Origin of the sequence: Pseudomonas sp. B21-028, assembly GCF_024749045.1 — a bacterium.
Classification (GTDB): Bacteria; Pseudomonadota; Gammaproteobacteria; order Pseudomonadales; family Pseudomonadaceae; genus Aquipseudomonas.
The window spans coordinates 1,496,789-1,521,196 of record NZ_CP087184.1; the positions used below are offsets into that span (position 1 = coordinate 1,496,789).

Annotated in this window: 26 protein-coding genes; 16 read left to right on the plus strand and 10 right to left on the minus strand. The window is 61.3% G+C overall.

Annotation, left to right across the window (positions count from 1 at the left end; genetic code table 11):
• Positions 1 to 234: 234 nt before the first annotated feature.
• Positions 235 to 1,422 carry an aminotransferase class V-fold PLP-dependent enzyme gene (locus tag LOY35_RS06765; RefSeq protein ID WP_258631614.1) on the minus strand — a complete coding sequence of 396 codons (1,188 nt, stop codon included), beginning with the start codon at positions 1,420 to 1,422 and terminating at the stop codon, positions 235 to 237.
• A gap of 12 nt (positions 1,423 to 1,434) precedes the next feature.
• The gene (locus LOY35_RS06770; protein ID WP_258631617.1) at positions 1,435 to 1,671 is read right to left on the minus strand and encodes a DUF3820 family protein; all 237 of its coding nucleotides are present in this window, start codon (positions 1,669 to 1,671) and stop codon (positions 1,435 to 1,437) included.
• 205 nt (positions 1,672 to 1,876) lie between these two features.
• Here LOY35_RS06770 and LOY35_RS06775 point away from each other — a divergent pair, with 205 nt between their 5' ends.
• The 4 genes from LOY35_RS06775 (at position 1,877) to LOY35_RS06790 (ending at position 5,777) form a co-directional block, all read left to right on the plus strand.
• On the plus strand, positions 1,877 to 2,341 hold the full coding sequence (locus LOY35_RS06775; RefSeq protein ID WP_258631618.1) for a PA2169 family four-helix-bundle protein: 465 nt from the start codon (positions 1,877 to 1,879) through the stop codon (positions 2,339 to 2,341).
• Positions 2,342 to 2,709: 368 nt separating this feature from the next.
• A complete protein-coding gene (locus LOY35_RS06780) occupies positions 2,710 to 4,710 on the plus strand; it encodes an FUSC family protein (RefSeq protein ID WP_258631619.1) in 2,001 nt (666 codons plus the stop codon).
• Positions 4,697 to 4,903, plus strand: a complete 207-nt coding sequence (locus tag LOY35_RS06785; RefSeq protein ID WP_024781186.1) for a DUF1656 domain-containing protein — start codon at positions 4,697 to 4,699, stop codon at positions 4,901 to 4,903. Before LOY35_RS06780 ends, LOY35_RS06785 begins: the two co-directional genes overlap by 14 nt.
• Positions 4,904 to 4,913: 10 nt before the next feature.
• Positions 4,914 to 5,777, plus strand: a complete 864-nt coding sequence (locus LOY35_RS06790) for an HlyD family secretion protein (protein WP_258631620.1) — start codon at positions 4,914 to 4,916, stop codon at positions 5,775 to 5,777.
• A gap of 179 nt (positions 5,778 to 5,956) precedes the next feature.
• Here LOY35_RS06790 and LOY35_RS06795 read toward each other — a convergent pair whose 3' ends face one another.
• Both LOY35_RS06795 and LOY35_RS06800 read right to left on the minus strand, forming a co-directional pair.
• Positions 5,957 to 6,427, minus strand: coding sequence for a MaoC family dehydratase (locus LOY35_RS06795; RefSeq protein ID WP_041023860.1), 471 nt, complete (start codon positions 6,425 to 6,427; stop codon positions 5,957 to 5,959).
• Positions 6,428 to 6,471: 44 nt separating this feature from the next.
• Positions 6,472 to 7,416, minus strand: a complete 945-nt coding sequence (locus LOY35_RS06800) for an alpha/beta hydrolase (protein ID WP_258631622.1) — start codon at positions 7,414 to 7,416, stop codon at positions 6,472 to 6,474.
• A 225-nt stretch (positions 7,417 to 7,641) separates the two neighbouring features.
• On the opposite strand from LOY35_RS06800, the gene fadD2 reads away from it, so the two are divergent.
• Positions 7,642 to 9,330, plus strand: coding sequence for a long-chain-fatty-acid--CoA ligase FadD2 (gene fadD2, locus LOY35_RS06805; RefSeq protein WP_258631624.1), 1,689 nt, complete (start codon positions 7,642 to 7,644; stop codon positions 9,328 to 9,330).
• 385 nt (positions 9,331 to 9,715) lie between these two features.
• Positions 9,716 to 11,407 (plus strand): long-chain-fatty-acid--CoA ligase FadD1, encoded by a 1,692-nt coding sequence (gene fadD1 / locus LOY35_RS06810; RefSeq protein WP_258631625.1) that lies wholly within the window; start codon positions 9,716 to 9,718, stop codon positions 11,405 to 11,407.
• 194 nt (positions 11,408 to 11,601) lie between these two features.
• Here the strand turns inward: fadD1 and LOY35_RS06815 are convergent, their stop codons facing one another.
• Positions 11,602 to 11,979: a hypothetical protein gene (locus LOY35_RS06815; RefSeq protein ID WP_041023856.1), complete on the minus strand. Its 378-nt coding sequence runs from the start codon at positions 11,977 to 11,979 to the stop codon at positions 11,602 to 11,604.
• 237 nt (positions 11,980 to 12,216) lie between these two features.
• Between LOY35_RS06815 and LOY35_RS06820 the strand changes: the two genes are divergently transcribed.
• Together LOY35_RS06820 and def are read left to right on the plus strand one after the other, a co-directional pair.
• Entirely contained in the window at positions 12,217 to 13,176 is a 960-nt protein-coding gene (locus LOY35_RS06820; protein WP_258631626.1) for a YihY/virulence factor BrkB family protein, read from the plus strand.
• On the plus strand, positions 13,173 to 13,712 hold the full coding sequence (gene def, locus LOY35_RS06825; RefSeq protein ID WP_258631627.1) for a peptide deformylase: 540 nt from the start codon (positions 13,173 to 13,175) through the stop codon (positions 13,710 to 13,712). The genes LOY35_RS06820 and def overlap by 4 nt, the downstream gene beginning before the upstream one ends.
• A gap of 123 nt (positions 13,713 to 13,835) precedes the next feature.
• Here def and LOY35_RS06830 read toward each other — a convergent pair whose 3' ends face one another.
• The 3 genes from LOY35_RS06830 to LOY35_RS06840 form a co-directional block, all read right to left on the minus strand.
• Positions 13,836 to 14,258 carry a GNAT family N-acetyltransferase gene (locus LOY35_RS06830; RefSeq protein ID WP_258631628.1) on the minus strand — a complete coding sequence of 141 codons (423 nt, stop codon included), beginning with the start codon at positions 14,256 to 14,258 and terminating at the stop codon, positions 13,836 to 13,838.
• Positions 14,259 to 14,484: 226 nt separating this feature from the next.
• Positions 14,485 to 15,036: a hypothetical protein gene (locus LOY35_RS06835; RefSeq protein WP_258631629.1), complete on the minus strand. Its 552-nt coding sequence runs from the start codon at positions 15,034 to 15,036 to the stop codon at positions 14,485 to 14,487.
• Positions 15,037 to 15,201: 165 nt separating this feature from the next.
• Positions 15,202 to 16,233: a LacI family DNA-binding transcriptional regulator gene (locus tag LOY35_RS06840; protein ID WP_258631630.1), complete on the minus strand. Its 1,032-nt coding sequence runs from the start codon at positions 16,231 to 16,233 to the stop codon at positions 15,202 to 15,204.
• Positions 16,234 to 16,448: 215 nt separating this feature from the next.
• On the opposite strand from LOY35_RS06840, the gene LOY35_RS06845 reads away from it, so the two are divergent.
• Both LOY35_RS06845 and LOY35_RS06850 read left to right on the plus strand, forming a co-directional pair.
• Complete coding sequence (locus LOY35_RS06845) at positions 16,449 to 16,982, plus strand: gluconokinase (protein WP_258631631.1); 534 nt, start codon at positions 16,449 to 16,451, stop codon at positions 16,980 to 16,982.
• Positions 16,983 to 17,074: 92 nt separating this feature from the next.
• On the plus strand, positions 17,075 to 18,427 hold the full coding sequence (locus LOY35_RS06850; RefSeq protein ID WP_258631632.1) for a GntP family permease: 1,353 nt from the start codon (positions 17,075 to 17,077) through the stop codon (positions 18,425 to 18,427).
• 118 nt (positions 18,428 to 18,545) lie between these two features.
• On the opposite strand, the gene alaC is transcribed toward LOY35_RS06850, so the two are convergent.
• Entirely contained in the window at positions 18,546 to 19,763 is a 1,218-nt protein-coding gene (gene alaC, locus LOY35_RS06855; RefSeq protein WP_258631633.1) for an alanine transaminase, read from the minus strand.
• 197 nt (positions 19,764 to 19,960) lie between these two features.
• Here alaC and LOY35_RS06860 point away from each other — a divergent pair, with 197 nt between their 5' ends.
• Positions 19,961 to 20,623, plus strand: coding sequence for a LysE family translocator (locus LOY35_RS06860; RefSeq protein WP_258631634.1), 663 nt, complete (start codon positions 19,961 to 19,963; stop codon positions 20,621 to 20,623).
• A gap of 79 nt (positions 20,624 to 20,702) precedes the next feature.
• Positions 20,703 to 21,191, plus strand: a complete 489-nt coding sequence (locus LOY35_RS06865) for a GyrI-like domain-containing protein (RefSeq protein WP_258631636.1) — start codon at positions 20,703 to 20,705, stop codon at positions 21,189 to 21,191.
• On the opposite strand, the gene LOY35_RS06870 is transcribed toward LOY35_RS06865, so the two are convergent.
• Entirely contained in the window at positions 21,178 to 21,681 is a 504-nt protein-coding gene (locus LOY35_RS06870; RefSeq protein ID WP_258631638.1) for a GNAT family N-acetyltransferase, read from the minus strand. The genes LOY35_RS06865 and LOY35_RS06870 overlap by 14 nt on opposite strands.
• 141 nt (positions 21,682 to 21,822) lie before the next feature.
• On the opposite strand from LOY35_RS06870, the gene LOY35_RS06875 reads away from it, so the two are divergent.
• From LOY35_RS06875 to LOY35_RS06890, 4 genes are all read left to right on the plus strand, one after another.
• Positions 21,823 to 22,257 carry an SgcJ/EcaC family oxidoreductase gene (locus LOY35_RS06875; RefSeq protein WP_258631639.1) on the plus strand — a complete coding sequence of 145 codons (435 nt, stop codon included), beginning with the start codon at positions 21,823 to 21,825 and terminating at the stop codon, positions 22,255 to 22,257.
• Between the two features lie 67 nt (positions 22,258 to 22,324).
• On the plus strand, positions 22,325 to 22,669 hold the full coding sequence (locus tag LOY35_RS06880; protein ID WP_024781205.1) for a YciI family protein: 345 nt from the start codon (positions 22,325 to 22,327) through the stop codon (positions 22,667 to 22,669).
• Positions 22,670 to 22,696: 27 nt separating this feature from the next.
• The gene (locus LOY35_RS06885) at positions 22,697 to 23,173 is read left to right on the plus strand and encodes an SRPBCC family protein (RefSeq protein ID WP_041023843.1); all 477 of its coding nucleotides are present in this window, start codon (positions 22,697 to 22,699) and stop codon (positions 23,171 to 23,173) included.
• On the plus strand, positions 23,173 to 24,408 hold the full coding sequence (locus LOY35_RS06890; RefSeq protein ID WP_258631642.1) for an RNA polymerase sigma factor: 1,236 nt from the start codon (positions 23,173 to 23,175) through the stop codon (positions 24,406 to 24,408). The genes LOY35_RS06885 and LOY35_RS06890 overlap by 1 nt, the downstream gene beginning before the upstream one ends.

Consider the following 24,408-nt stretch of genomic DNA (forward strand, 5'->3'; position numbering starts at 1 on the left):
TCTACGGCTTTACGGTGCGCTTGGTCGGCGCGCCGTTTTTTTTTGCCTGGGTTTTGGCCGAACACTGATTGGTGTTGGGAGCACCTATTCTGTGGCGAGGGGATTTATCTGTGGCGAGGAGATTTATCCCCGCTGGGTCGCGCAGCGGCCCCATTTTTTGGGGGGCTGTTGCACAGCCCAGCGGGGCGGTGCGACGTTTCGCTAAATCCCCTCGCCACAGGGGGGCTGTGCAGGCTATGTGCGGCTCAGCTCGATCAGGGCCCGGGTAAGCCGCTCGATATCACTCGCCAGTGTGATCAACCCCGGCGTGATACGGATACAAGGCCCGACACTGGTCTGGCGCACCACGGTGAAGATCCCATAGTCGTTGAGCAATCGATCGGCCATCGCCTGCTGATCCGCCTGAGCGGTAAAGCGCATCGAGGTGATGCCACAGTAGAGTCGCCGATCATCCGGGGTCATGACTTCGATGCCCGGCAGATCGCGCACCGCGTTGACCCAGAGGTCGCGCAAGTAGCAGAGTCGCGCACCTTTGGCCAGGGCGCCGCCCAGGGCGCGGTGTTCTTCGAACACCAGGGGCAGGGTCAGCAGGGCCGGAATATTCGGTGTGCTGTGGGGCGTGCGCGAGCGGATGTCGTTTGCCGGGTAATGACTGTCGTCCATGTCCGGGTCGATGTCGGCCAGGCGTTGCGGGTCTATGTACAGGAAGCCCAGGGCCAGGGGCCCGCCGATCCATTTCTGCAGATTGAATCCGGCGAACGGGATACCCATTTTTGCCAGGTCGAAATCGATCTGGCCCAAGGCATGGGCGCCGTCGAGGATGATGTCGACATCGAACTCCCGAGCGGCTTCGGCAATGGCCTGTACCGGCATCACCAGCCCGGTGAGGTGGTTGACGTAGGTCAGCGTCATCAGTTTCAGGCGCGGGTAGCGAATGAACGCCTCCCGGTAAGTTCCCACCAGGCTCTCGAAACTGGCCGGATGCTGGTGGACCAGTTCGATCAGCTCCACGCCACGCTGGCGGGCCAGCCAGCGCATGGCGCTCTTGACCGACTGGTATTCCAGATCACAGATCAGCACCTGGTCGCCCGGCTTCAGGCCGTTGTAGTTGCGAATCAACAATTGCAGGGAGTCCACGGCGCTGCGGGTCAGCGCCACGGTTTGCGCAGGCGCCTTGATCAACTCCGCGACCTGGCGGCGAATCGCCTCGCCTTGTTCACGGTCGAAATGCTGGCGCACGTACACCGAGTTGCTGCGGTTGATGAAATCGATATTGCGCTGGTACTCCTCGACCACGGTCCGCGACATGCGTCCGAAGTAGCCGTTCTCCAGGTTCAGCGGTCCATCGGCGGCGACGTCGTAGCGGTCGACAAAGGTCTGCCAGAAAGCTTCATCGTGGGCGCGCAGGGTGTTCTCGGGCATGGGAGGGCCTAATCAGGGACGGGGCTTGGGTTTGCCGTGCTTGACGCGCAACGGGTCGAGCAGGTCTGACAGACCGTTGTGGTCGATCTCCTGCATCAACGCCAGCAAACCGCCCAACTCACCGTGGGGAAAACCTTCGCGGGCGAACCAGTTCAGGTATTGACCGGGCAGGTCGGCAAGGATTCGGCCTTTGTATTTACCGAAGGGCATCTGGCGCGTGATCAGCAGTTCGAGGGTTTCCGGGTTCATGGCAAATGTCTTGGATCAAACAGGTTTGAAAATACAGGCATTCTGCATGCAGGCCAAATGACAGATCATGCAAATAACGCGGATACAGATTTTGTCTGTTTAATTAACTTGTTGATTTTTAAGATTAATTCTCGTCGGTCGGAGCTGGCATGCCCGATGCAATATTCCTTGCAGGTTTTTTATTCACCAGCAAAGGAATTGAAAAATGACCGATATGAACAAAGAAGCCATCGCCGTCCTGAATGACCTGATCCAGACCAGCAAGGATGGTCAGGAAGGCTTCAAGACCTGCGCCGAAGACATCAAGCATCCGCAACTCAAGGCCCTGTTCGTACAGCGTTCCGCCGATTGTGCCACCGCTGCATCCGAACTGCAGGCCGCCGTTCGCTCGTTGGGCGGTGACCCGGAAACTTCCACCAGTGTTTCCGGTGACCTGCACCGTCGTTGGGTGGATGTGAAGTCCATGTTCACCGGCAAGGACGAGGAAGCGGTGCTCAACGAGGCCGAGCGTGGCGAAGACCATGCGCTGAAGGCCTACAAGGAAGCCATGGAGAAGATCACCAAGCACAATCTGGTCGGCATCCGTGATCTGGTTGAACGCCAGTACCATGGCGTGCAACGCAACCATGATCAGGTCAAGGCGCTGCGTAACCAGGCACGCGCCAGCTGATACATGTGCTTGATCTAGAAAACGCCAGCTTGTCTGGCGTTTTTTTATGGCAATTTATCGGCAAGCACATTTTGGGGCAAGGAGGATTGTTTGTGGCGAGGGGATTTAGCGAAACGTCGCACCGCCCCGCTGGGCTGCGCAGCAGGCCCAAAACAGCGAGGGCCGCTCCGCGCCCCAGCGGGGATAAATCCCCTCGCCACAAGAATTCTCTACTAACTCGTGTGTTTCAGCGTTTTCAGAAAAAGTGTCTTGTCGAATCCAGGCCTAATCAGCTCTGGACTCAAATAGGTAGCTAGCTAATAATTGCGCTTGCCCCATCACCCTTCATTGCAACTATCGTTACTGCAACCCCAGAAAGAGTTTCCTGCGTGCCCATTACCCTCCAGGCCATGTTCGCCCCCGACCGCCTCGCTGTGCAATTCGCCATCAAGACCGTGCTCGGTGGTGGACTGGCGTTGTGGCTGGCATTGCGCTGGGGGCTGGAGCAGCCGTCGTGGGCGTTGATGACCGCGTTCATCGTGGCGCAGCCGCTGTCCGGGATGGTGGTGCAAAAGGGGCTGGCGCGGTTGCTCGGCACGCTGGTGGGTACCGTCATGTCGGTGGTCTTCATGGGGCTGTTCGCTCAGACACCGTGGTTGTTCCTGTTGGCGCTGGCCTTGTGGCTGGGGCTGTGCACGGCCTGTTCGACGCTGCTGCGAAGTGCCTGGTCCTATTCCTTCGTGTTGGCCGGGTACACGGTGGCGATCATCGCCTTGCCGGCCGTTTCCCACCCGCTGGGGGTGTTCGATCAGGCGGTGGCGCGCTGCACCGAGATCAGCCTGGGCATTTTCTGCGCCACGGCCGCCAGTGCCTTGCTCTGGCCGTTGCGGGTCGAGCGACAGTTGGCGGGCCAGGCCCATGCCGCCTGGCAGAGCGGCATGCTGGCGGCCCGCGCGACTCTGGCGGGCGACGCCCAGGCGCGCAAGGGCTTGCTGGAGATTCTTGGCCGGATCGTCGCGGTGGATGCCCAGCGCGAACATGCCTGGTTCGAGGGTAGCCTGGGTCGCCAGCGCGCCCGGGCCATCAGCGGCTTGAGCCAGAAATTGCTGATGCTGCTGCGCATTGCCCGTTCGGTGCGTCGGCAATGGAAACAACTCGAACCCACAGAAGCCGAGGCCCTGCAACCCTGGATGAACGAGGTTCAGCAAGCCCTCGATGCCGACACAGCAACGCTGCAAGCCTTGCGACCGCGGGTACTGGACGCCTCTCACGATCCCTCGATCAGCTCGGCGCAAAGTTACTGCCTGGCGCGTTTCGCCTTGTTGCTCGACACCGCCCTGGCCGCCTGCGCGGCGCTGGCTGCGGTGCGGGAGGGCAGGGAGGCGTCGGATCCGCCGCGCACCTTGACGCCCCATCGCGACGTGTCCCTGGCCATGGTATTCGGCGCCCGCAGTGCCCTGGCCTTTCTGGCGGTCTCCTGCTTCTGGCTGGCAACGGCCTGGCCCGCCGCGTCGGGTGCGCTGGTGTTGACGTGTGTGGTGTGCAGCTTGTTTGCCAGTCGCGAAAACGGCGCGCAGATCGGCATGAGTTTCCTGCGGGGCATTCTGCTGGCCGTGCCGACCGCATTCGTGATCGGCGAGATCCTGCTGCCGCAGTGGAGCAGCTTCGCCATGCTCTGCATGGCCATGGGCGTTCCGCTGTTCTTCGGTGCGCTGGGCATGGCCAAGCCGCCGATCTTTGCCACGGCCACGTCGTTCTGTCTGCATTTTGTGGTGCTGATATCACCGCTCAACGCCATGAAGTACGACGTGGCGGCGTTCTTCAATAACGCTCAGGCGATGATGATCGGTGTGGGGGCGGCGGTATTGGCATTCAATCTGCTGATTCTGCGCGACCCGGCCTGGCACGGCCGTCGCCTGCTGGCCGCGACCCTGGACGACCTGGTACGCCTGACCCGGCGCAACCTGAGCGGCGCCGAGAGCTGGTTCGGCGGGCGCATGGCCGACCGGCTGTTGCAACTGGCGCGGCATTACCCCGAGTTGCCGGTCCCGGCGCGCAGCCGTTGGGATGATGGCTTGCTCGGCCTGGATATCGGCGACGAGCTGCTGCACCTGCGCCTGAGCCTGGCCGTCGCCCGGGTGTCCGACAGCCGGGCGCAGCGCCGTTATTTCGAAGCGCTGGAGCAGGTGCTCGAACAGGGTCCGTCCGGTGAGCAGGCTGATGCGTTGGCCCCGGCCAGTGCCGAGTTCCTGAAGGTGCTGTCGACACAGCCCCCCGGCGATGCGTTGAAGTTGGCCCAGGGCGCGGTGGTGCAATTGCAGAACAGCTGGCGCGCCTGGTGCCGCCAGCACGAACCGGAACGAGGGGAGCACAGCCATGGGCTTGCGTGAATGGTCGATTGGCGGGGTGTTGCTCAGCCCGTTCCTGATTTATGTGGTGCTGGCCTTGCTGGTGACCGGTGCACTGCGCCTGTTGCTCAGCCTGGTGCCGGCCGGCCGTTGGATCTGGCACGAAGCCTTGTTCGACTGTGCCCTGTATGTCTGTGTCCTGACAGTGATTACCCTGGTCCTCGGGCCGTTATAAGGAGTTGAACATGCGTACCTCCGTACGTGTCGCCATTACGCTCGGCGTAGTGGCATTGGCGATTTTCGCCGGGTTTCACCTGTGGCAGTACTACATGCTCACGCCCTGGACCCGCGATGCGCGGATTCGAGCCGACGTAGTGGTGGTCGCTCCCGATGTGTCGGGTTGGGTGCGTGAGCTCAAGGCGGTGGATAACCAGCAGGTCAAGGCCGGCGATCTATTGCTGAGCATCGACCGCGAGCGCTTCGAAGCGGCCGTGGAGAAGGCCAGGGCGGTGGTCCAGACCCGTCAGCAGCAACTGAGTCTGCGCGAGCACGAAGCCAGTCGCCGTGCCGCCCTGGGGCCCCAGGCCATCAGCGCCGAGCTGCGGGAAAATGCCCAGATCAACGCCGGCATCGCCCGGGGCGAACTGCGCGAAGCCCAAGCCGAGGCCAAGGTCGCCGAGCTCAACCTGGCTCGCAGCCAGGTGCTGGCGCCTCGTAGCGGTCACATCACCAACCTGCGGCTGGCCGAAGGCAACTACGTCAACGCCGGGCAGCCGGTCATGGCGCTGATCGACGATTCGACGTTCTATGTGCAGGCCTATTTCGAAGAGACCAAACTGCCGAGGATCCGCGTGGGCGATCCGGTCAAGGTCTGGCTGATGAGCGCCGGTCATGCGTTGGAAGGGCACGTCGAAAGCGTCAGCCGCGGCATTACCGACCGCAACACCAACCCGGACGCGCAGTTGCTGGCGGAAGTGGAACCGACCTTCAATTGGGTGCGCCTGGCCCAGCGGATTCCGGTGCGGATCAAGCTGGACAAGGTACCCGAAGGGGTGAACCTGAGTGCGGGGATGACGGCGAGTGTGCAGGTGCAGGAGCAAGATCGATAACGCTGACCCTGAGATCATTGTGGCGAGGGGATTTATCCCCGTTGGGCTGCGCAGCGGCCCCAAAACAGCCAACTCAATCCGTCTGGCACACCGAGGTGACAGGTTCTAGGGCTGCTGCGCAGCCCAGCGGGGATAAATCCCCTCGCCACAGGTAGATGCCACCCCAGAGATAGGGCCGGTCAGCCGATGCTGATCGCCGGCAACGTCGGCAAGGTCACCGTCTGCTGCTTGCGCGGCGCGAGGATCTCGGCCTCGCCGTCCACCACCAGTTCATCGCGCTGGTTGAACACGCGGGTGGCGATGCGCACGCGAAATTTTGGCAGTTTTTCCAGGATCTCCAGGCGCACGGTCAAGGTGTCGCCGATCTTCACCGGTTTCTGGAAGCTCATCTGCTGGCCGATGTAGATGGTCCCAGGCCCAGGCAACTCGCACGCTACCGCCGCGCTGATCAGCGCACCGCTGAACATGCCATGGGCGATGCGCTCCTTGAACATGCTCGCCGCGGCGAATTCGGCGTCCAGGTGCACCGGGTTGTGATCGCCCGACATGGCGGCGAACAGCTGGATATCACGCTCTTCGACGGATTTGCTATAGCTGGCGGTCTGGCCGACTTCGAGGGCTTCGTAAGGTGTGTTGGTAACCTGGGTCATCTGTTTCCGATCCTATGGCGGGTAATGGAAAAAACGCTGGAAAGCTATTCGCTGCGTGGCGGGCGCTTGTGGTTCAGGGCCTGGGCGATCCAGGCCAGCACATCGGCCGTCACTTCATCGCGGTTGGTTTCGTTGAACAGTTCGTGCCGGGCCTGTGGATAAATCGTCAACTGCAGGTGCTGGCTGCCGGCGGCGCGCAGGGCGTCGGCCAGATCCTTGAGACGCTTGCCGTCGCTTACCGGATCACATTCACCGCCAATGACCAGCAACGGCAGGTCCGGATCGATCTGGGCGAGATTGGACGCTTTGCTGATTTGCTGCAAGCCGCCGAGCAGGTCGACCCACAGCTGATTGCTACAGCGAAAGCCGCACAGTGGGTCGTGGATGTACTTGTCCACCTCGGCCGGGTCGCGGCTGAGCCAGTCGAAGGGCGTGCGGGTCGGTTTGAGTTTCTGATTGAAACTGCCGAACGACAGCCACTCGATCAAGGCGCTGCGCCCGGTAGCACCCTGGCGCCAGCGTTCGAAACGGGCGATCAGGCGTGCGACGCGATACAGCGCCACGGGCTGGAAATTGGACCCGCTGAGAATCGCCCCATGCAGGCTCGCGCTGTGATGCAGCAGGTACGCCTGGGCGATGTAGCTGCCCATGCTGTGGCCCAGCAGCACGATTGGCATGTCGGGATGCTGCTGGCCGATGTGATGGTTGAGGCTGGCCAGGTCGCCGACCACCTTGGCCCAGCCATCTTCGTCAGCATAATGGCCCAGGATCGCCCCTTCGCCGGTCTTGCCATGGCCGCGCAAGTCCGGCGCGTAGACACCGTAGCCTTCGTCGCACAGGGCCTGAGCCAGGCGCTCATAGCGGCCGCTGTGTTCGGCCATGCCGTGAGCCAGCATGATCACTGCCCCGGGCGCGGTTTCGGGCAGCCACTGATTGACGAACAGGCGGCTGTGATCGGTTGCGGTCAGCCAGAACGTTTGATGAATCATGACGATCCTTTACATGGGCGCATGCGCGATGTTGCTCCATTGTATAGCGCATCCGTTGCGTCTCGCCTGATCAGGCCACACGTAGGCGGCAAGATTCACACAATCTATGACACAAATTGCCGTATTTGCCTGATCGGCCAGAGCTGCTAGTGTCCCAAGAGCACCGCTTCCGCGAGCAGTACGGAAGCGGCCCCGGGATAGGTTCAGGTAAAGAGGATAAAAACAATGCAGCCTGATTTCTGGAATGACAAACGCCCGGCCGGCGTGCCCCTGGATGTCGACCTGGGGGCCTATAAGTCGGTCATCGAGGTGTTCGAGCGTTCCTGCAAGAAATTCGCCGACCGCCCGGCGTTCAGCAACATGGGCGTGACCCTCACGTATGCCGAGCTCGAGCGCTACAGCGCAGCCTTTGCCGGTTACCTGCAAACCCATACCGATCTGGTTCCCGGTGACCGTATCGCGGTGCAGATGCCCAATGTCCTGCAATATCCGATTGCCGTGTTCGGTGCCTTGCGCGCCGGGTTGATCGTGGTCAACACCAACCCGCTGTACACCCCGCGGGAAATGCGCCACCAGTTCAAGGATTCCGGTGCCCGGGCGCTGGTGTACATGAACCTGTTCGGCAGCAAGGTCCAGGAAGTGCTGCCCGACACGGACCTGCAGTATCTGATCGAAGCGAAAATGGGCGACCTGATGCCCACCGCCAAGGGCTGGCTGGTCAACACCGTGGTGAACAAGGTCAAGAAGATGGTCCCGGCGTATTCGCTGCCACAGGCCATTTCCTTCAAGAGCGCCTTGCGCCTGGGGCGTGGCCAGGCCATCAAGCCATTGAAGGTCAGCCTCGATGACATCGCGGTGCTGCAATACACCGGCGGCACCACCGGGTTGGCGAAGGGCGCGATGCTGACCCATGGCAATCTGGTGGCCAACATGCAGCAGGCCCGGGCTTGCCTGGGACAGCTCAGCGATGACGGCCAGCCGCTGCTGCGCGAAGGCCAGGAGGTCATGATCGCGCCGCTGCCGCTGTACCATATCTACGCCTTCACGGCGAACTGCATGTGCATGATGGTGACCGGCAACCACAACGTGCTGATCACCAATCCGCGGGACATTGCCGGTTTCATCAAGGAGCTGAAGAACTGGCGTTTCTCGTTATTGCTGGGGCTCAACACGCTGTTCGTGGCGCTGATGGACCATCCGGATTTCAAGACCCTGGATTTTTCCAACCTCAAGGTCACCAATTCCGGCGGCACCGCGTTGATCAAGGCCACCGCCGAGCGCTGGCAACAGATCACCGGTTGTGGCATTACCGAAGGGTATGGCCTGACCGAAACCTCGCCGGTGGCGAGTGCCAATCCCTATGGTGGTAAATCCCGGCTGGGTACGGTGGGGATGCCAGTGCCGGGCACGCTGATGAAAGTGATCAGCGACGACGGGACCGAACAGCCCCTGGGCGAGCGCGGCGAGCTGTGCATCAAGGGGCCGCAGATCATGAAAGGCTACTGGAACAAGCCCGAAGCCACCGCCGAGGTGCTGGACAGCGAAGGCTGGTTCAAGTCTGGTGACATCGCGGTGATCGACCCGGACGGTTTCGTGCGGATCGTCGACCGCAAGAAGGACATGATCATCGTCTCGGGTTTCAACGTGTACCCCAACGAAATCGAAGACGTGGTAATGGCCCACCCGAAGGTCGCCAATTGCGCGGTGATCGGCGTGCCGGACGAGCGTTCGGGGGAGGCGGTGAAGCTGTTCGTGGTGGCGCGGGAGACGGGCGTCAGCCTCGAAGAACTCAAGGCCTACTGCAAGGAGAACTTCACCGGCTACAAGATTCCCAAGCACATCGTGTTGCGGGATTCGCTGCCGATGACGCCGGTGGGCAAGATCCTGCGCAGGGAGCTGCGCGATATCGCTTGATGTAGATCGAGTACAAACCTTTGTGGGAGCGAGCCTGCTCGCGATAGCGGTAGATCAGCCACAGGAATATTGGCTGACACACCGCTATCGCGAGCAGGCTCGCTCCCACATTGGTTTTGGGTTTAAACAGAAAAGAGGGCCGGCTTCAGAGCGTTCCTACAAGTTCGTAGAATTTTTACTCTAAAAGTGACCATTGCATATTCTTGAGTCTGATTAGTGACCATGCCGGCCACTTTTGGCTCTAGTCGACCTTTGGCAAAGCTGCTACTCTCGGCGCGCTTTTGTGACTTCTCGGCCTTCATCCAAGCCAGATTCACCAACAAACACACCAATAATAATCGCATCAAATGCGGTGAGAATTCGCGTTGCTGAGGAGTGGGCTTCCATGTTCGAAGACTTTTGGAAGGATAAGTACCCAGCTGGGATTGCTGCCGACATCAATCCAGACGAGTATCCGAATATTCAGGCGGTGTTGAAGCAGTCCTGCCAACGCTTCGCCGACAAGCCGGCATTCAGCAACCTCGGCAAGACGATCACCTACGGTGAACTGTACGAATTGTCCGGGGCCTTTGCCGCGTATCTGCAACAGCATACCGATTTGCAGCCGGGCGATCGAATCGCCGTGCAATTGCCCAACGTTCTGCAATACCCGGTGGCAGTGTTCGGGGCGATCCGTGCCGGTTTCATCGTGGTCAATACCAACCCGCTGTACACCGCGCGGGAGATGGAGCACCAGTTCAACGACTCCGGCGCCAAGGCGCTGGTGTGCCTGGCGAACATGGCACACCTGGCCGAGACCGTGGTGCCGAAGACCGGCGTCAAGCACGTCATCGTCACCGAGGTGGCCGACCTGTTGCCGCCGCTCAAGCGACTGCTGATCAACAGCGTGATCAAGTACGTCAAGAAGATGGTCCCGGCCTATCACCTGCCCAAGGCCGTCAAGTTCAACGACGTGCTGAGCAAGGGTCATGGCCGGCCCGTGACCGAAGCCAACCCGGGCAGCGATGAGGTGGCTGTGTTGCAGTACACCGGTGGCACCACCGGCGTGGCCAAGGGCGCGATGCTGAGCCATCGCAACCTGGTGGCGAACATGCTGCAGTGCAAGGCGCTGATGGGCTCCAACCTCAATGAAGGTTGCGAAGTGCTGATCACGCCGCTGCCGCTTTACCACATCTACGCCTTCACCTTCCATTGCATGGCGATGATGCTGATCGGCAACCACAACATCCTGATCAGCAACCCGCGCGACCTTCCGGCGATGGTCAAGGAACTGTCGAAGTGGAAGTTCAGCGGTTTCGTCGGCCTCAATACCCTGTTCGTGGCGCTGTGCAACAACGAGGGTTTCCGCAAGCTGGATTTCTCCGCGCTGAAAGTCACCCTGTCCGGCGGCATGGCACTGCAACTGGCCGCGGCCGAGCGCTGGAAAGCGGTCACCGGCTGCCCGATCTGCGAAGGCTATGGCATGACTGAAACCAGCCCGGTGGCCACGGTCAACCCGATTCAGAACATCCAGGTCGGCACCATCGGCATTCCGGTGCCGTCGACGCTGTGCAAAGTCATCAATGATGCTGGCGTCGAACTGCCTCTGGGCGAAGTCGGCGAGTTGTGTGTGAAAGGTCCGCAGGTGATGAAGGGCTACTGGCAGCGCCAGGAGGCCACCGACGAAGTCCTCGACAGCGAGGGCTGGCTCAAGACCGGTGATATCGCGGTAATCCAGCCGGACGGCTACATGCGCATCGTCGATCGCAAGAAAGACATGATCCTGATCTCCGGCTTCAACGTGTACCCCAACGAACTGGAAGATGTGCTGGCAACCTTGCCGGGCGTGCTGCAATGCGCCGCTATCGGTGTGCCGGACGAGAAATCCGGCGAGGCGATCAAGATCTTCATCGTCGTCCGGCCAGGCGCCACGCTGACCAAGGAACAGGTGATGGAGCATATGCGCGCCAACGTTACTGGCTACAAAGTGCCCAAGGCCGTCGAGTTCCGCGATGCGTTGCCGACCACCAACGTGGGCAAGATCCTGCGGCGTGAGTTGCGGGATGAAGAGCTGAGGAAGTTGGGCTTGAAGAAGTAGTATTGCGTGTAAACAAAAGCCCCGCCGAAGCGGGGCTTTTTGTTGGGTGGCAACCTGAAGCGACGCCGGCTTTGTGGCGAGGGGATTTATCCCCGCTGGGGCGCGAAGCGGCCCTCGCTTTTTTTTGGGTCTGCTTCGCAGCCCAGCGGGGATAAATCCCCTCGCCACAAAGGCTGTGGCGGTTGTGAGCAGGGTTACAACCTGAACTGCGCAAAATCCAGGTTGGTGCCCCCCGGTCGCATGTCCTGCAGGTACGAATCCTTATCGGCGCTCAGTTCCAGGCTCAAGGCGGCCTTGCGCTTGCCCTGGTTACGCACTTCCAGGCCTTCCAGTTTTTCCCGCAGGAACACGGTCGGCACTTTCAGGTGCAGCAACTCGTCGGTGGCCGGGGTGTGCAGCAGCAGATGAATCCATTCGTATTGGCCGACAGCCAGGCGGGTCACCGGGATGTTGAACCAGAAGATGTTGCGGTTGCGGTTCAATTCGCTGAAATGGCAGTTGTTGACGCCCAGGACGGCGCCGCCCAGTTCCTGGTTTCTGCGGGCGATGGCCTGCTTCTTATCGAGTTTCATAACGTTCCTACGGGATTAAAGCTTCGGGCCGCAGCCTGAATACGTGGGGCATTCTCGACGGTTGCCGGGCAAACATAAAGCCCCGCCGGTGCGAAGAATGAAACTTGCTCTGTGGGGCATGGGTCAATTCTGCGTCGGGATGAGATTGTCCCAAATTCGCCAAACAGGCTACTTTGAGGTAAAAAACGCCCCTTGAGTCGCCACGCGACCCCTTTTTTGCGGCGAAAGGAGACGCTCATGATATTTCCGGACATGAAAGGCTTGCCTTTGCATCGTGTGATGGTGCGTACGGTGACCGAATTTCTCGACGACGAGATGTCCACCTACGCCTCGGCACTGGCCTACCAGATGCTGTTTTCCCTGTTCCCCTTCATCCTCTTCCTGATCGCGCTGATCGGCTTCCTGCATCTGCCGGATTTCTTCTCGTGGCTGCGCCTGCAGTCCGAGCTGGTGTTGCCGCCCCAGGCACTGGAGCAGGTCAACCCGGTGATCGACCAGCTCCAGCAATCCAAGGGCGGGTTGCTGTCGGTGGGTATTGTGGTTGCGTTGTGGACGGCCTCGGCCGGGGTGCGGCTGATGATGAGCGCGATGAATGCCGCCTATGATGTGGTCGAGGGGCGTCCGGCCTGGAAGCGCTTTCCGCTGTCGATTTTCTACACGGTCGGCATCGCCGGCATGTTGCTCATCGCGGCGGCGCTGATGGTCCTCGGACCGCAGGTGATGGAGTGGATTGCGGCCCAGGTCGGGCTGGAGGAATTCATCGTCACGCTCTGGACGATCGTGCGCTGGCCGGTGATCGTGATCCTGTTGATGGTGGCGGTGGCGCTGATCTACTACGTGATGCCCGACGTGAAGCAGGAGTTTCGCTTCATCACCCCGGGCTCGGTGCTGGCCGTGGTGGTCTGGATCATCGCCTCCCTGGGCTTCGCTTTTTACGTCAAGACTTTCGCCAACTACAACGCCATGTATGGCAGTATCGGCGCGATCATCGTGTTGCTGCTGTACTTCTATATCTCGGCGGCGGTGCTGTTGCTGGGCGCGGAGATGAACGCGGTGATCGAACATATGTCCGCCGAAGGCAAGGACCGTGGTGAGAAGGTGCCGGACGAGCACTGGAAACAGCATGTCTCGGGGCTGGCGCGCGACCACTCCATCAAGCCGGACAGCGATCCGAACGCAGGCGAAGCCCGACCATGATTCGAGAAATTCTCAAGATGGGCGATGCGCGCCTACTGCGTATCGCCCCACCGGTTCCGTCGCAGATGTTCGACAGCCCGGAGCTGTGGCAATTGATCGACGACATGTTCCAGACCATGGAAAGCGTCGGTGGCGTCGGCCTGGCGGCGCCGCAGATCGGCGTGGACCTGCAACTGGTGATTTTCGGCTTCGATCACAGCGAGCGTTATCCCGATGCGGAGGCCGTGCCCCAGACCATCCTGATCAACCCGCTGATCACGCCGCTGAGCCCGTTGATGGAAGAAGGCTTCGAAGGTTGCCTGTCGGTGCCCGGCCTGCGTGGCGCGGTGGATCGTTACCAGCACATCCGTTACGAAGGTTTCGACCCCAAGGGTGAGCCGATCGTGCGGACAGCCTCGGGCTTCCATGCGCGGGTGGTGCAGCATGAATGCGATCACCTGATCGGGCGCTTGTACCCGTCTCGGATCACCGACTTCAGCAAGTTCGGGTTTACCGAAGTGATGTTTCCGGATCTGGACCCGACGGCCGACGACTGATATTCACCTTCGCCACCTGTGGGAGCGAGCCTGCTCGCGATAGCGGTGGGTCAGCTTGCATCGTTGTTGAATATCCTGCCGCCTTCGCGAGCAGGCTCGCTCCCACAGGGCCGATGATAGGCATCAGGACCGCGTTGCCGGCGCCAATCCCATCGCAATCATCGGCTTGCTCCGGGCATACCGGCTCAGCCGTTCGGCCATCGCGTAGGGCAGGGCGGGATCGAAAGTGAAGCCGTGTCGCTCGTAGAACCCGCGCAGTTCCGGGTGGCAGAACAGCCACACCGGTGCCTCCACGGCTTTCACCGCTTCGGCGATCAACCCCGCCGCGACACCTTTGCCACGGTGTGCCGGATCGACAAACAACCCCGTCAACCAGTGTCCACCCGACACCGATCGCAGGCAGAGGGCGGCGACGATGTCATCCTGTCTCGCCACCCACAGCTGCGCGTCACGCACGGCTTTCATCGAGGACTGATGGGCGCGGTAGAACTTGTTCATCAGCGGCCACAGCGGTTCATCGAGCAGCGCATAGCGGATTTCGGACATGGCAACGTCGTGGCGGCGGTGAGGGGGGCAGATTATAAAGGAACACGTTTCGATAAACCTGTGGGAGCAAAGCTTGCTCGCGATAGCGACAGACCCGTCAGCATTGTTGGTGATTGATTTACCGCAATCGCGAGCAAGCTTTGCTCCCACAGGTTTGCGTCGATTGATCCTTAACTGACTGGTATTAGGCTAACCCCGGCGCCTCATCTGCTGGTCGCCGGCAGGCTCAGAGCGACGCGAGGAGTGTCGCGGCCGGATCCTTATCGCCGGTGTTTCGCTGCTCCTGGGCCTTTTCCAACTGCGACATCGCGGCCTTGTCCTGCATGCGCTGGGCAATTTCCTGACCGACCGCCAGTTGTTTCTCGGGTGGCATCGCCTCGTATTCTTCTTCGCTGATGCCCATCTCCGCGAGAATGGCGTCACGCAGACGCTCTTCGGGCGTCTTGCTCATGTAGTCCTTGAAATCCTTCAGTGCCGCGCTCTCGGTCTGGCGTGCCGGGGCATCCTGGGAGGCGACGGTCTGCAACTGCACGCGGGTCTTGGCGAACGCCTCGTCGACCTTGTCGCTGATGGCGGTGGCGGCATTGACCTGCCGCGTGGCCTGTCGGGTGATGGACTCCTGGACCTGGGCATTGCCCTGGCTGGCCTGGGCCTGGACGTTATCGCGCAACGCCTGTAGCGCGGCGCTTTGCAGGCCACTGGCGGCGTCGGCGGTCGGATCCTCGCCCGGGCGCTTGAGCGGCAGAATCATCGCTTGCTGTTTGGCACTGACCAACATGATGGATACCTGTAGGTAATGACTGAGCGATGGGCAGGAGCAATTCCCATGCCGACCGCTCGGAGCCTCAGGTTTCAAGGGATGTAGGGGTACCAGGCGAAGCGAAGCGGCCAACCCTTGCCGTTGGCCGGCAGGGATCGACCGCCTCTGCGTCACGAGACGGGGTCAGGTACTTTCGCGAATCTTGAGTTCGAAGCCCAGGTCCACCACGGGTTGGGCAATGCGGTTGCCGGCCATCAACGTCAGCATCTGCTCGGCGGCACGGCGGCCGATGGCTTCCCGCGGCGTGTTGATGCTGCTCAGGCGCGGTACCATGTGGGCCGAGGCGGGCAGGTCGTTGAAACCGAGGACCGAGATCTGTTCGGGAATCCTGATGCCACAGCGCAAGGCTTCGAACAGGGCGCCATGGGCGAGGTCGTCGTTGCCGAAGAAGATCGCGTCGACATCCGGGTGGCTGGCCAGCAGTTGCAGGAACAATTCGCCGCCCAGGCCCACCGATGACGGGCGCGGCGTCAGCAGCTCCAGGTCCGGGTCGTACAGCCCGGCCTGCTGCAGGGCCCGGCGGAAGCCTTCGCCACGCAACAAGGTGCGCTGGTCCAGTTGCGCGCCGATGTAGGCCAGGCGCTTGCGACCGCGGGAGATCAGGTGCCCGGCCGCCGTCTCGCCGGCCTTGATCTGGGAAAAGCCGACGCAGTTGAGGCCTGCCCCGGGGTCCAGTTCCATCATGTAGACACAGGGAATGTTGCTGGCCTCGATCATGCGGCGGGCGCTCTCGGTGCGGTCGAAGCCGGTCAGCAGCAGGCCACGAGGCTGATAGGCCATGTAGTTGCGCAGCAGGTCTTCTTCTTCGTCCCGGGAGTAGTGATAGTTGCCGATCACCACTTCGAAGCCCTTGGGCCTCAAGACACGATGAATGGCTTCCAGGGTATCGATGAACAACAGGTTGGACAGCGACGGCACCAACACCACCACCGAATGGCTCTGGGCCGAAGCCAGGGCGCGGGCGGCGGGATTGACGACATAGTTGAGTGTCTGTGCCGCCTGTCGGACTTTTTCCACCAGGTCAGTGGCCACGGTGCTGACGCCGCGCAAGGCCCGGGAAGCGGTGATGGGACTGACACCGGCCAGGCGTGCGACTTCGTTGAGCGTAGGGCGACCGGTGGTGCGGGTATTCTTATCGTTCTTGGGGACGGTCATCAGGTGGCTTGCCAAACAAAAATCAAGGCACTAAGGTAGCGCTGTCTCGACGCGGCTGCAAATGCGCGAGTGGGGTTTGCCTGAATCCCATCCGTTGGGGTCGTGGACGAAAAATGCTGCAACCACAAAAATGACAAGAAGGCGTCGGCAACTTCTGCTTTTGCTGCGGTGTCATAACTGGCAAAGGTAGCGCTGTCTGCGCGCTGAGGTGTTACATGAACAATCCCATCACCGCCCTGGTCATCATGGGCGTTGCCGGTTGCGGCAAAACGTGCGTCAGCCAGGCCCTGTGCCAATTGAGCGGCGCCACCGCCATCGAAGGCGACACCTTCCACCCCGCGGCCAACATCCAGAAGATGAGCGCCGGTATTCCTCTGAACGACGACGACCGTGCCGGCTGGCTCGACAGCCTGTGCGACGAGTTGCGCCGTGTCGACGCCACGGGCGAGCGCCCGGTGCTGACCTGCTCGGCCCTCAAGCACAGTTATCGCGACCGTCTGCGCAGTGCCTTGCCTGGCCTGGGCTTCGTATTTCTGGAACTGACGCCCGAGGTGGCCGCCGACCGTGTTTCCCACCGGCCCGGCCATTTCATGCCGTCGACCCTGATCGACAGCCAGTTCGCCACCCTTGAATCCCCTGTCGGTGAGCCCCTGACCCTGGCTCTGGACGCGTCCAGCCACAGCGTTGACGAACTGGCCCACCAGGCTTACGTCTGGTGGTTGGCCCACGGTTTGAAGCTTGCCAGCTGAGTTGCAAAAATTTTGCGTCAGAAAGATAGCGCTGTCCCGACGGCCCATAAATAACTGCTTCAATAACAACAACAAATCAGGAGACACCTCCCATGTTCGGCATGTCCCACGAGACGTTCCTACTGCTTGATGCAGTGGTCACGGTGATCGGACTCATCCTCCTCATCACCCAGTTCAAATTCCACCCGTTCATTGCACTGACCATCGCCGCCGCGTTCCTCGGTCTGACGTCGGGTATGCCGACCGGCACCATCATCAAGGCGTTCCAGGACGGCTTCGGTGGCGTGCTGGGCTTTGTCGGCATCATCCTGGCGCTGGGCACGATGCTCGGCAAGATGATGGCCGAGTCGGGCGGGGCCGATCAGATCGCCCAGACCCTGATCCGTGCCTTCGGCAAGGACAAGGTGCAGTGGGCGATGATGTTCGCCGCATTCCTGGTGGGCATCCCGCTGTTCTTCGAAATCGGTTTCGTGTTGCTGATCCCGCTGGTGTTCATCGTTGCGCGCCGCACCGGCGTGTCGATCATCAAGATCGGTATCCCGCTGCTGGCTGGCCTTTCCGCTGTCCACGGCCTGGTGCCGCCGCACCCGGGGCCGCTGCTGGCGATTGGCGTGTTCGGTGCTGACATCGGCAAGACCATTCTCTACGGCCTGATCGTCGCGCTGCCGACCGCCATCATTGCCGGCCCGATCTTCGGTACGTTCATTGCCAAGCGCATCCCCGGCCATCCGAACCAGGAACTGGTGGACCAACTGGCCCGCGAAACAAACGCCGCCGAACTGCCAAGCTTCAGCATCACCCTGATTACCGTACTGTCGCCGGTGTTCCTGATGCTGCTCAAGACTTTCGCTGACGTGGCGCTGCCGGACGGCAATCTCTTTCGCGCCTGGATGGACATGATCGGCCACCCGATCTCGGCCTTGCTGCTGGCGTTGCTGCTGTCGTTGTACACCTTTGGCTACAAGCAGGGCATTGGTTCCAGCCAGATGCTCAAATGGCTGGACGCCAGCCTCGCACCCACCGCCGCGATCATCCTGATCATTGGTGCGGGCGGTGGCTTCAAGCAAATGCTGGTCACCAGCGGCGTGGGCGACGTGATCGGTCACATGGCGGTGAGTGCGCAGATTTCGCCGATCCTGTTGGCGTGGCTGGTGGCGGCGGTGATTCGTATCGCCACTGGCTCGGCGACCGTGGCAACCATTACCGGTGCCGGCATCGTGGTGCCCGTGGTCGGGATGATCCCGGGCGTGAACCGTGAGCTGCTGGTGCTGGCGACCGGTGCCGGTTCGTTGATTCTGTCTCACGTCAACGATGCCGGCTTCTGGCTGGTCAAGCAGTACTTCAACATGACCGTGGCCGAAACCTTCAAGACCTGGACGGCGATGGAAACCATCCTGTCGGTGGTGGGGTTGGGCTTTATCCTGTTGCTGTCGCTGGTGGTCTAAAGGCCCAGCACAAACAACTGTGGAAGCGAGCCTGCTCGCGATGGCGGTATGTCAGCAGCATTCATGCAACTGACCCACCGCTATCGCGAGCAGGCTCGCTCCCACATTGGGTTGTGTATCAGGCGCTGGTCTTGCCGACCAACCCATCCGCCCGGAACATCGCCCGGATCCCACGCACAGCCTGGCGGATCCGGTCCTGGTTCTCGATCAGCGCAAAGCGCACATGATCATCCCCATACTCGCCGAAGCCCACCCCCGGCGACACGCAGACCTTGGCTTCGGCCAACAGCTTCTTGGCAAACTCCAGTGAGCCCAGGTGCGCATAGGCTTCGGGAATCTTGGCCCAGACGTACATCGACGCCTTGGGATTCTCCACCATCCAACCCAGTTCATGCAGGCCCTTGACCAGCACATTGCGGCGCTGGCGGTACTGCTCGGCGATGTCGCGCACGCACTGCTGATCACCTTCCAATGCGGCGATGGCGGCCACCTGCAGCGGGGTGAAAGTGCCGTAGTCGTGGTAGCTCTTGATCCGCGCCAGGGCACTGACCAGTTCCGGGTTACCGACCATGAAGCCGATGCGCCAGCCGGCCATGTTGTAGCTCTTGGACAGGGTGAAGAACTCCACCGCAATGTCTTTTGCGCCGGGCACCTGCATGATCGATGGTGCTTTCCAGCCGTCGTAGACGATGTCGGCGTAGGCCAGGTCGTGGATCACCAGCACATCGTACTGCTTGGCCAGGGCGATGACCCGCTCGAAGAAATCCAGCTCCACGCACTGGGCGGTGGGGTTGGACGGGAAGCCCAGGATCATCATCTTCGGCTTGGGAATCGAACCGCGAATGGCCCGTTCCAGTTCGTCGAAGAAATCCACGCCTGGCACCAGTGGCACCGAGCGCACCTGGGCGCCGGCGATCACCGCGCCGTAGATGTGGATCGGATAGCTGGGGTTGGGCACCAGCACCGTGTCGCCCTGGTCCAGGGTCGCCAGCATCAGGTGTGCCAGGCCTTCCTTGGAGCCAATGGTGACGATGGCTTCGCTTTCAGGGTCGATGTCCACCTCGTAGCGGTCCTTGTACCAGCGCGAAATGGCGCGGCGCAGGCGCGGGATGCCTTTGGAGGTGGAGTAGCCGTGGGTGTCTTCACGCTGGGCGACGGTGACCAGTTTTTCCACGATATGGGGAGGCGTGGCGCCGTCGGGATTACCCATGCTCAAGTCGATGATGTCTTCGCCGCGCCGACGCGCAGCCATCTTCAGCTCGGCAGTGATATTGAAAACGTAAGGGGGGAGTCGATCGATGCGCGCAAAGCGGCGCGGCGAACCTTGTTCGGCCATTGTTGCCTCGAGATACGTGAGCGCCCGGAACCGTCCGAGCGACGTTGGCCACTGCGGTGGCCTGCGGCGCAAGATAATGGCCGCAATGGCCGCTTGTCCAGTGGCGGCGCACAACTATTTTCGACGACACTGTCGACCCGTGCGTGGGATACGTGCGGACTGTTCAATTCGCCATACCCCAACCGAACGGAATGATGATGGAATTTTCCAGCGGCTTTTTGCTGAGTCTCTCCCTGTGTCTGGACATCGGCATCGCCAATATCGCGATGATCACCCTCGCCATGCAGCGTGGCTATTTCCAGGGCTTCGCCCTGGGCCTGGGCACCTGCGTGGGCGATCTGGTCTACGCGGTACTGGCCCTGGCCGGCATGACGGTGTTGCTGCAATACGAAGCGGTGCGCTGGGTGCTGTGGATCGGCGGTTCGGTGCTGTTGCTGTACTTCGCGGCAAAAATGGTCCATTCGGCGATTTATCACGGTGCAGTGCTGGAGCAGACGGGCGAGGTGCAGGGCAATTCCTCTGGCCAGGAATTTCTGCGCGGGATTTTCCTGGCCATGTCATCCCCCAGCGCCATCCTCTGGTTCGCGGCCGTGGGCGGCACGCTCATCGCCCGTTCAGGGGGTGGCAGCGTGCTCAGTTCGGTACTTTTCCTCGGCGGTTTCCTCTGCGCCGGGTTGTTGTGGAGTGCCGGCTTATGCCTGGCGGCGACCCAGGGTGGAAAATTGTTGGGGGATAAATTGCTGCGTTATTCCTATTGGGCATCCGCTGCGATCTTCTGTTATTTCGCCGTTTACGTGATCGTTTCTGGCTACAACGAGTTTGTAGGGGCTTCTGTAGCGACGGTCATTCCAGCGACCTGACAAGCGAAACGGCCCTGGCAATCACGGTTTGGCTTCTATACTGCCAAGCCCGACCTCATGTTTTGCGGAGTGTTGACGCATGGAAAAGCCCCAAAGCGATTGCACAGCCGGACCACGCTTCGAACACGGAAATTTTCATCTTATTGCCGGTTTTGGCGGCCGTTTTACCCAGGAAACCGCCCAGGATATCCCCCTGCTCTGGGAAAAGTTCCTGCCCTGGCTCGGCAACGTGCCAGGGCAGAAAAGCGAAGTCACCTACGGTGTGTGCTGCAACCCGGACGGGAAGGGCGGGTTCGAATACATCGCCGGCGTGGAGATCAGTCGGCTCGATGATCTGCCGGAACAGTACCGCTGGATCGAAATCCAGCCCGCTCACTATGCGGTGTTCGAACACCGTGGGCCATTGAAGACCCTGCCGGACACCTTTCACTACATCTGGAATGTCTGGTTGCCCCAATCGGGTCACGAAGCGGCGGACGCGCCGGAGTTCGAGCGCTACAGCGAAGACTTCAACCCCAGGACCAGCGAAGGCACGCTGGAGATCTGGATACCGCTCAAAAGTCGGTAGAGCCTTGGAGCATCAAGCCCATCCGCCGCTCATAACCAATGCGGCCCTTATAGGCCTCGCCACAGTCGATCCAGCCCATTTGGGTATACAGGCCAATGGCCGATTCGTTACCGGCATCCACCGAGAGCTCCAACCCCCTGATTTCCGGCCAGGCCGCACGCGCCACGGCGGGCAGTGCCTGCAGGCAGGCCCTGCCGTGGCCCTTGCCCTGGGCCCGGTGATCGACCTGCAGGGCGTGCAGGGTCGCGCTGTGCTCATCGGCCCAGGCGGGCAGCACGGGGGGACGCTTGAGCAGCAGGAACGCCACCGGCACGCCGTCGACCAGCCACGCGAAACCCTTGACCCCCGGGCAGGGCCGGGACAGCAGCATGTGCAGTGCGCCGTGGATATCGCCGGCGAACCGGACCTGTTCGGGAAGGAGCTCGATGGCTTCCACCTGTTGGCGCTGGACAGTGTTCAGATGTTCATAGGCGACAAGTTGAGCAGTCACAGTAACGTCCGTTGTCCGCTGGCAGGATGAGGCTGGATTCTAGCGAGTTTTCTTTCTTGAATTATTTTTATCCGGGATGTCGATTCGCCGTTTCCCCAGACGACAAAGGGTGTCTTCAACAAAAACCTGTGGAGAATCACCATGAATACCCAAGCCACCGAAACCGAAATCCAGGCCCTGATCGACACTTATCGTCAGGCTGTCATGGCCAAGGACGTTGAAAAAGTCATGGCGCTCTATGCCGACGATATCGTCTCGTTCGACGCCATCCAGGCCCTGCAATTCAAGGGCAAGGTCGCCTATCGCGCCCATTGGCAGGCCTGCATGGAAATGTGCCCCGGCCCGCACAAGTTCGACTTCCATCAGGTCAAGATCAACGCGGCGGACAGCATCGCTTTCGCCCATTGGCTGGCCTATTGCGGCGGCACCAACGACAAGGGCGAAGAACAGGCGTGCTGGATGCGCGTGACGGCCTGCTACCAGCGCATGGCGGGACAGTGGAAGATCGTCCATGAACATTGGTCGGCGCCGTTCGATCCGATGGCGGGCACGGCGATATTCGATCTTCAGCCCTGATCGTCGGTTTTTTCGCCACCGCGTCCTTCTACCGTCATAGTTGATCAGTTCGATCCCGGAGTTTTCCATGAAGTACTTATGCCTGGTGTATAGCAACGAACAAACGCTGCACAACTCGCCCGACAGCCCGGAGGACGCCGAGTGCATGGCCTACGCCGAGTCGATCCAGGGCAGTGGGCGGATGATCGCCGCCGAGGCCCTGGAGTCGGTGCAGACCGCGACCACCGTGCGCATGCGCGGCGGCAAGCTGTCGATCACCGACGGGCCGTTCGCCGAAACCAAGGAACAACTGGCGGGTTTCTACCTGATCGATGCCAAGGACTTGAACGAGGCCATCCAGGTCGCCGGCAACATTCCGGCGGCCCGGGTCGGTTGTGTCGAAGTCCGACCGGTGCGCCAATTGAACCCCTGAACAACCATCACAAACAGGATTCGATTCATGAACCTCACACCTGCTGCTTTCGAGTTGTCCATCAGCCGGCTGATCGACGCTCCGCGCCAGAAGATTTTCCGTGCCTGGACCGAGCCGGCCCTGCTGGTCCAGTGGTGGGGTCCCCACGGCATGACCACGCCGGAGTGCGAAATGGACCTGTGGGTCGGCGGTCAGTTTCGTACCCTGATGCGTGCGCCCGACGGCAGCGAGTACCCGACCATGGGGGTATTCCTGGAAATCGTCGCCCCGCGGCGGCTGGTGTTCACCGATGCGTTCGTGCCCGGCTGGGTGCCTTCCGGCAAGGCCTTCATGACCGCGGAGGTGGTGCTTGAAGAGGAGGGCGGCAAAACCCGCTACACCGCCCGTGCCCTGCACTGGAGCGAAGAGGACCGGCAGGCCCACGAGGCCATGGGGTTCCATGACGGCTGGGGCCAGAGCCTGGACCGGCTCGAAGCGTTGGTCACCCAAGGCATGCCCGACTGATGTCGGCCGATGTGGTCAAGACGCGGGTCGAGCAGGTCTATCGGCAGGACTCGCGGCGGATCCTGGCGACGCTGATTCGCTTGCTGGGGGATTTTGACCTGGCGGAGGAAGCCCTGCACGAAGCCTTCTTCATTGCGGTCGAGCGTTGGCAGCGTGATGGCGTGCCGGACAACCCGAGGGCCTGGCTGGTGTCCGCCGGGCGCTTCAAGGCCATCGACAGTTTGCGCAGACGGGCGCGTTTCGCGGCGTCCCAGCCAATGCTGATCGCCCAGCTCGAGGCGCTTGAGCAGTCTGACTGGAGCGACGAAGACGTGGAAGACGATCGTCTGCGGTTGATTTTCACCTGCTGTCACCCGGCCCTGGCGGCGGATGCCCAGGTGCCGCTGACGCTGCGGGAAGTCTGCGACCTGACCACCGAGGAAATCGCCCGTGCCTTCCTCGCTGCCCCCGCGGCCATCGCCCAACGTATCGTGCGGGCCAAGGCGAAGATTCGCGACGCGAAAATTCCCTACCAGGTCCCGTCCCGTGCGGAACTGCCCGAACGCTTGGACAGTGTGCTGAGGGTGATCTACCTGGTGTTCAATGAAGGTTACTCGGCTTCGATGGGCGCCGAGTTGACCCGAGAAGACCTGACCCGCGAAGCCATCCGCCTTGCCCGGCTGTTGATGGAGCTGTTGCCTGAAGCCGAGGTTATGGGGTTGTTGGCGCTGATGCTGCTGCACGAGTCCCGGCGGACGGCGCGCACGTCGGATACCGGCGAGCTGGTGCTGCTGGATGAACAGGACCGCTCCTTGTGGAATGCGCAACTGATTGCCGAAGGCTGTGCGCTGGTGGAAGCCGCGTTGAATACCCGCCGGTTCGGGCCTTATTGCCTGCAAGCGGCGATTGCCGCCGTCCACGCCGAAGCGCCCACCGCGCAGGACACCGACTGGCCGCAGATCGTCGGGCTGTATGACGTGCTGCTGCGGGTCATGCCGTCACCGGTGATCGAACTCAATCGCGCCGTCGCCCTGGCAAAACGCGATGGGCCGGAGACCGGGTTGCGCCAGATCGAGGCGATCCTGGGGCGGGGCGATTTGCTTGACTATCACCTGGCCCACTCGGCACGGGCAGAGTTCTGCCGGCAATTGGGGCGAGTGGAAGAGGCGAGGGCATCTTATCGGCGTGCGCTTGAATTGACACAGCAACTGCCGGAGCGACGGTTTCTTGAAGGGCGGTTGGCGGAGCTGGCGTGA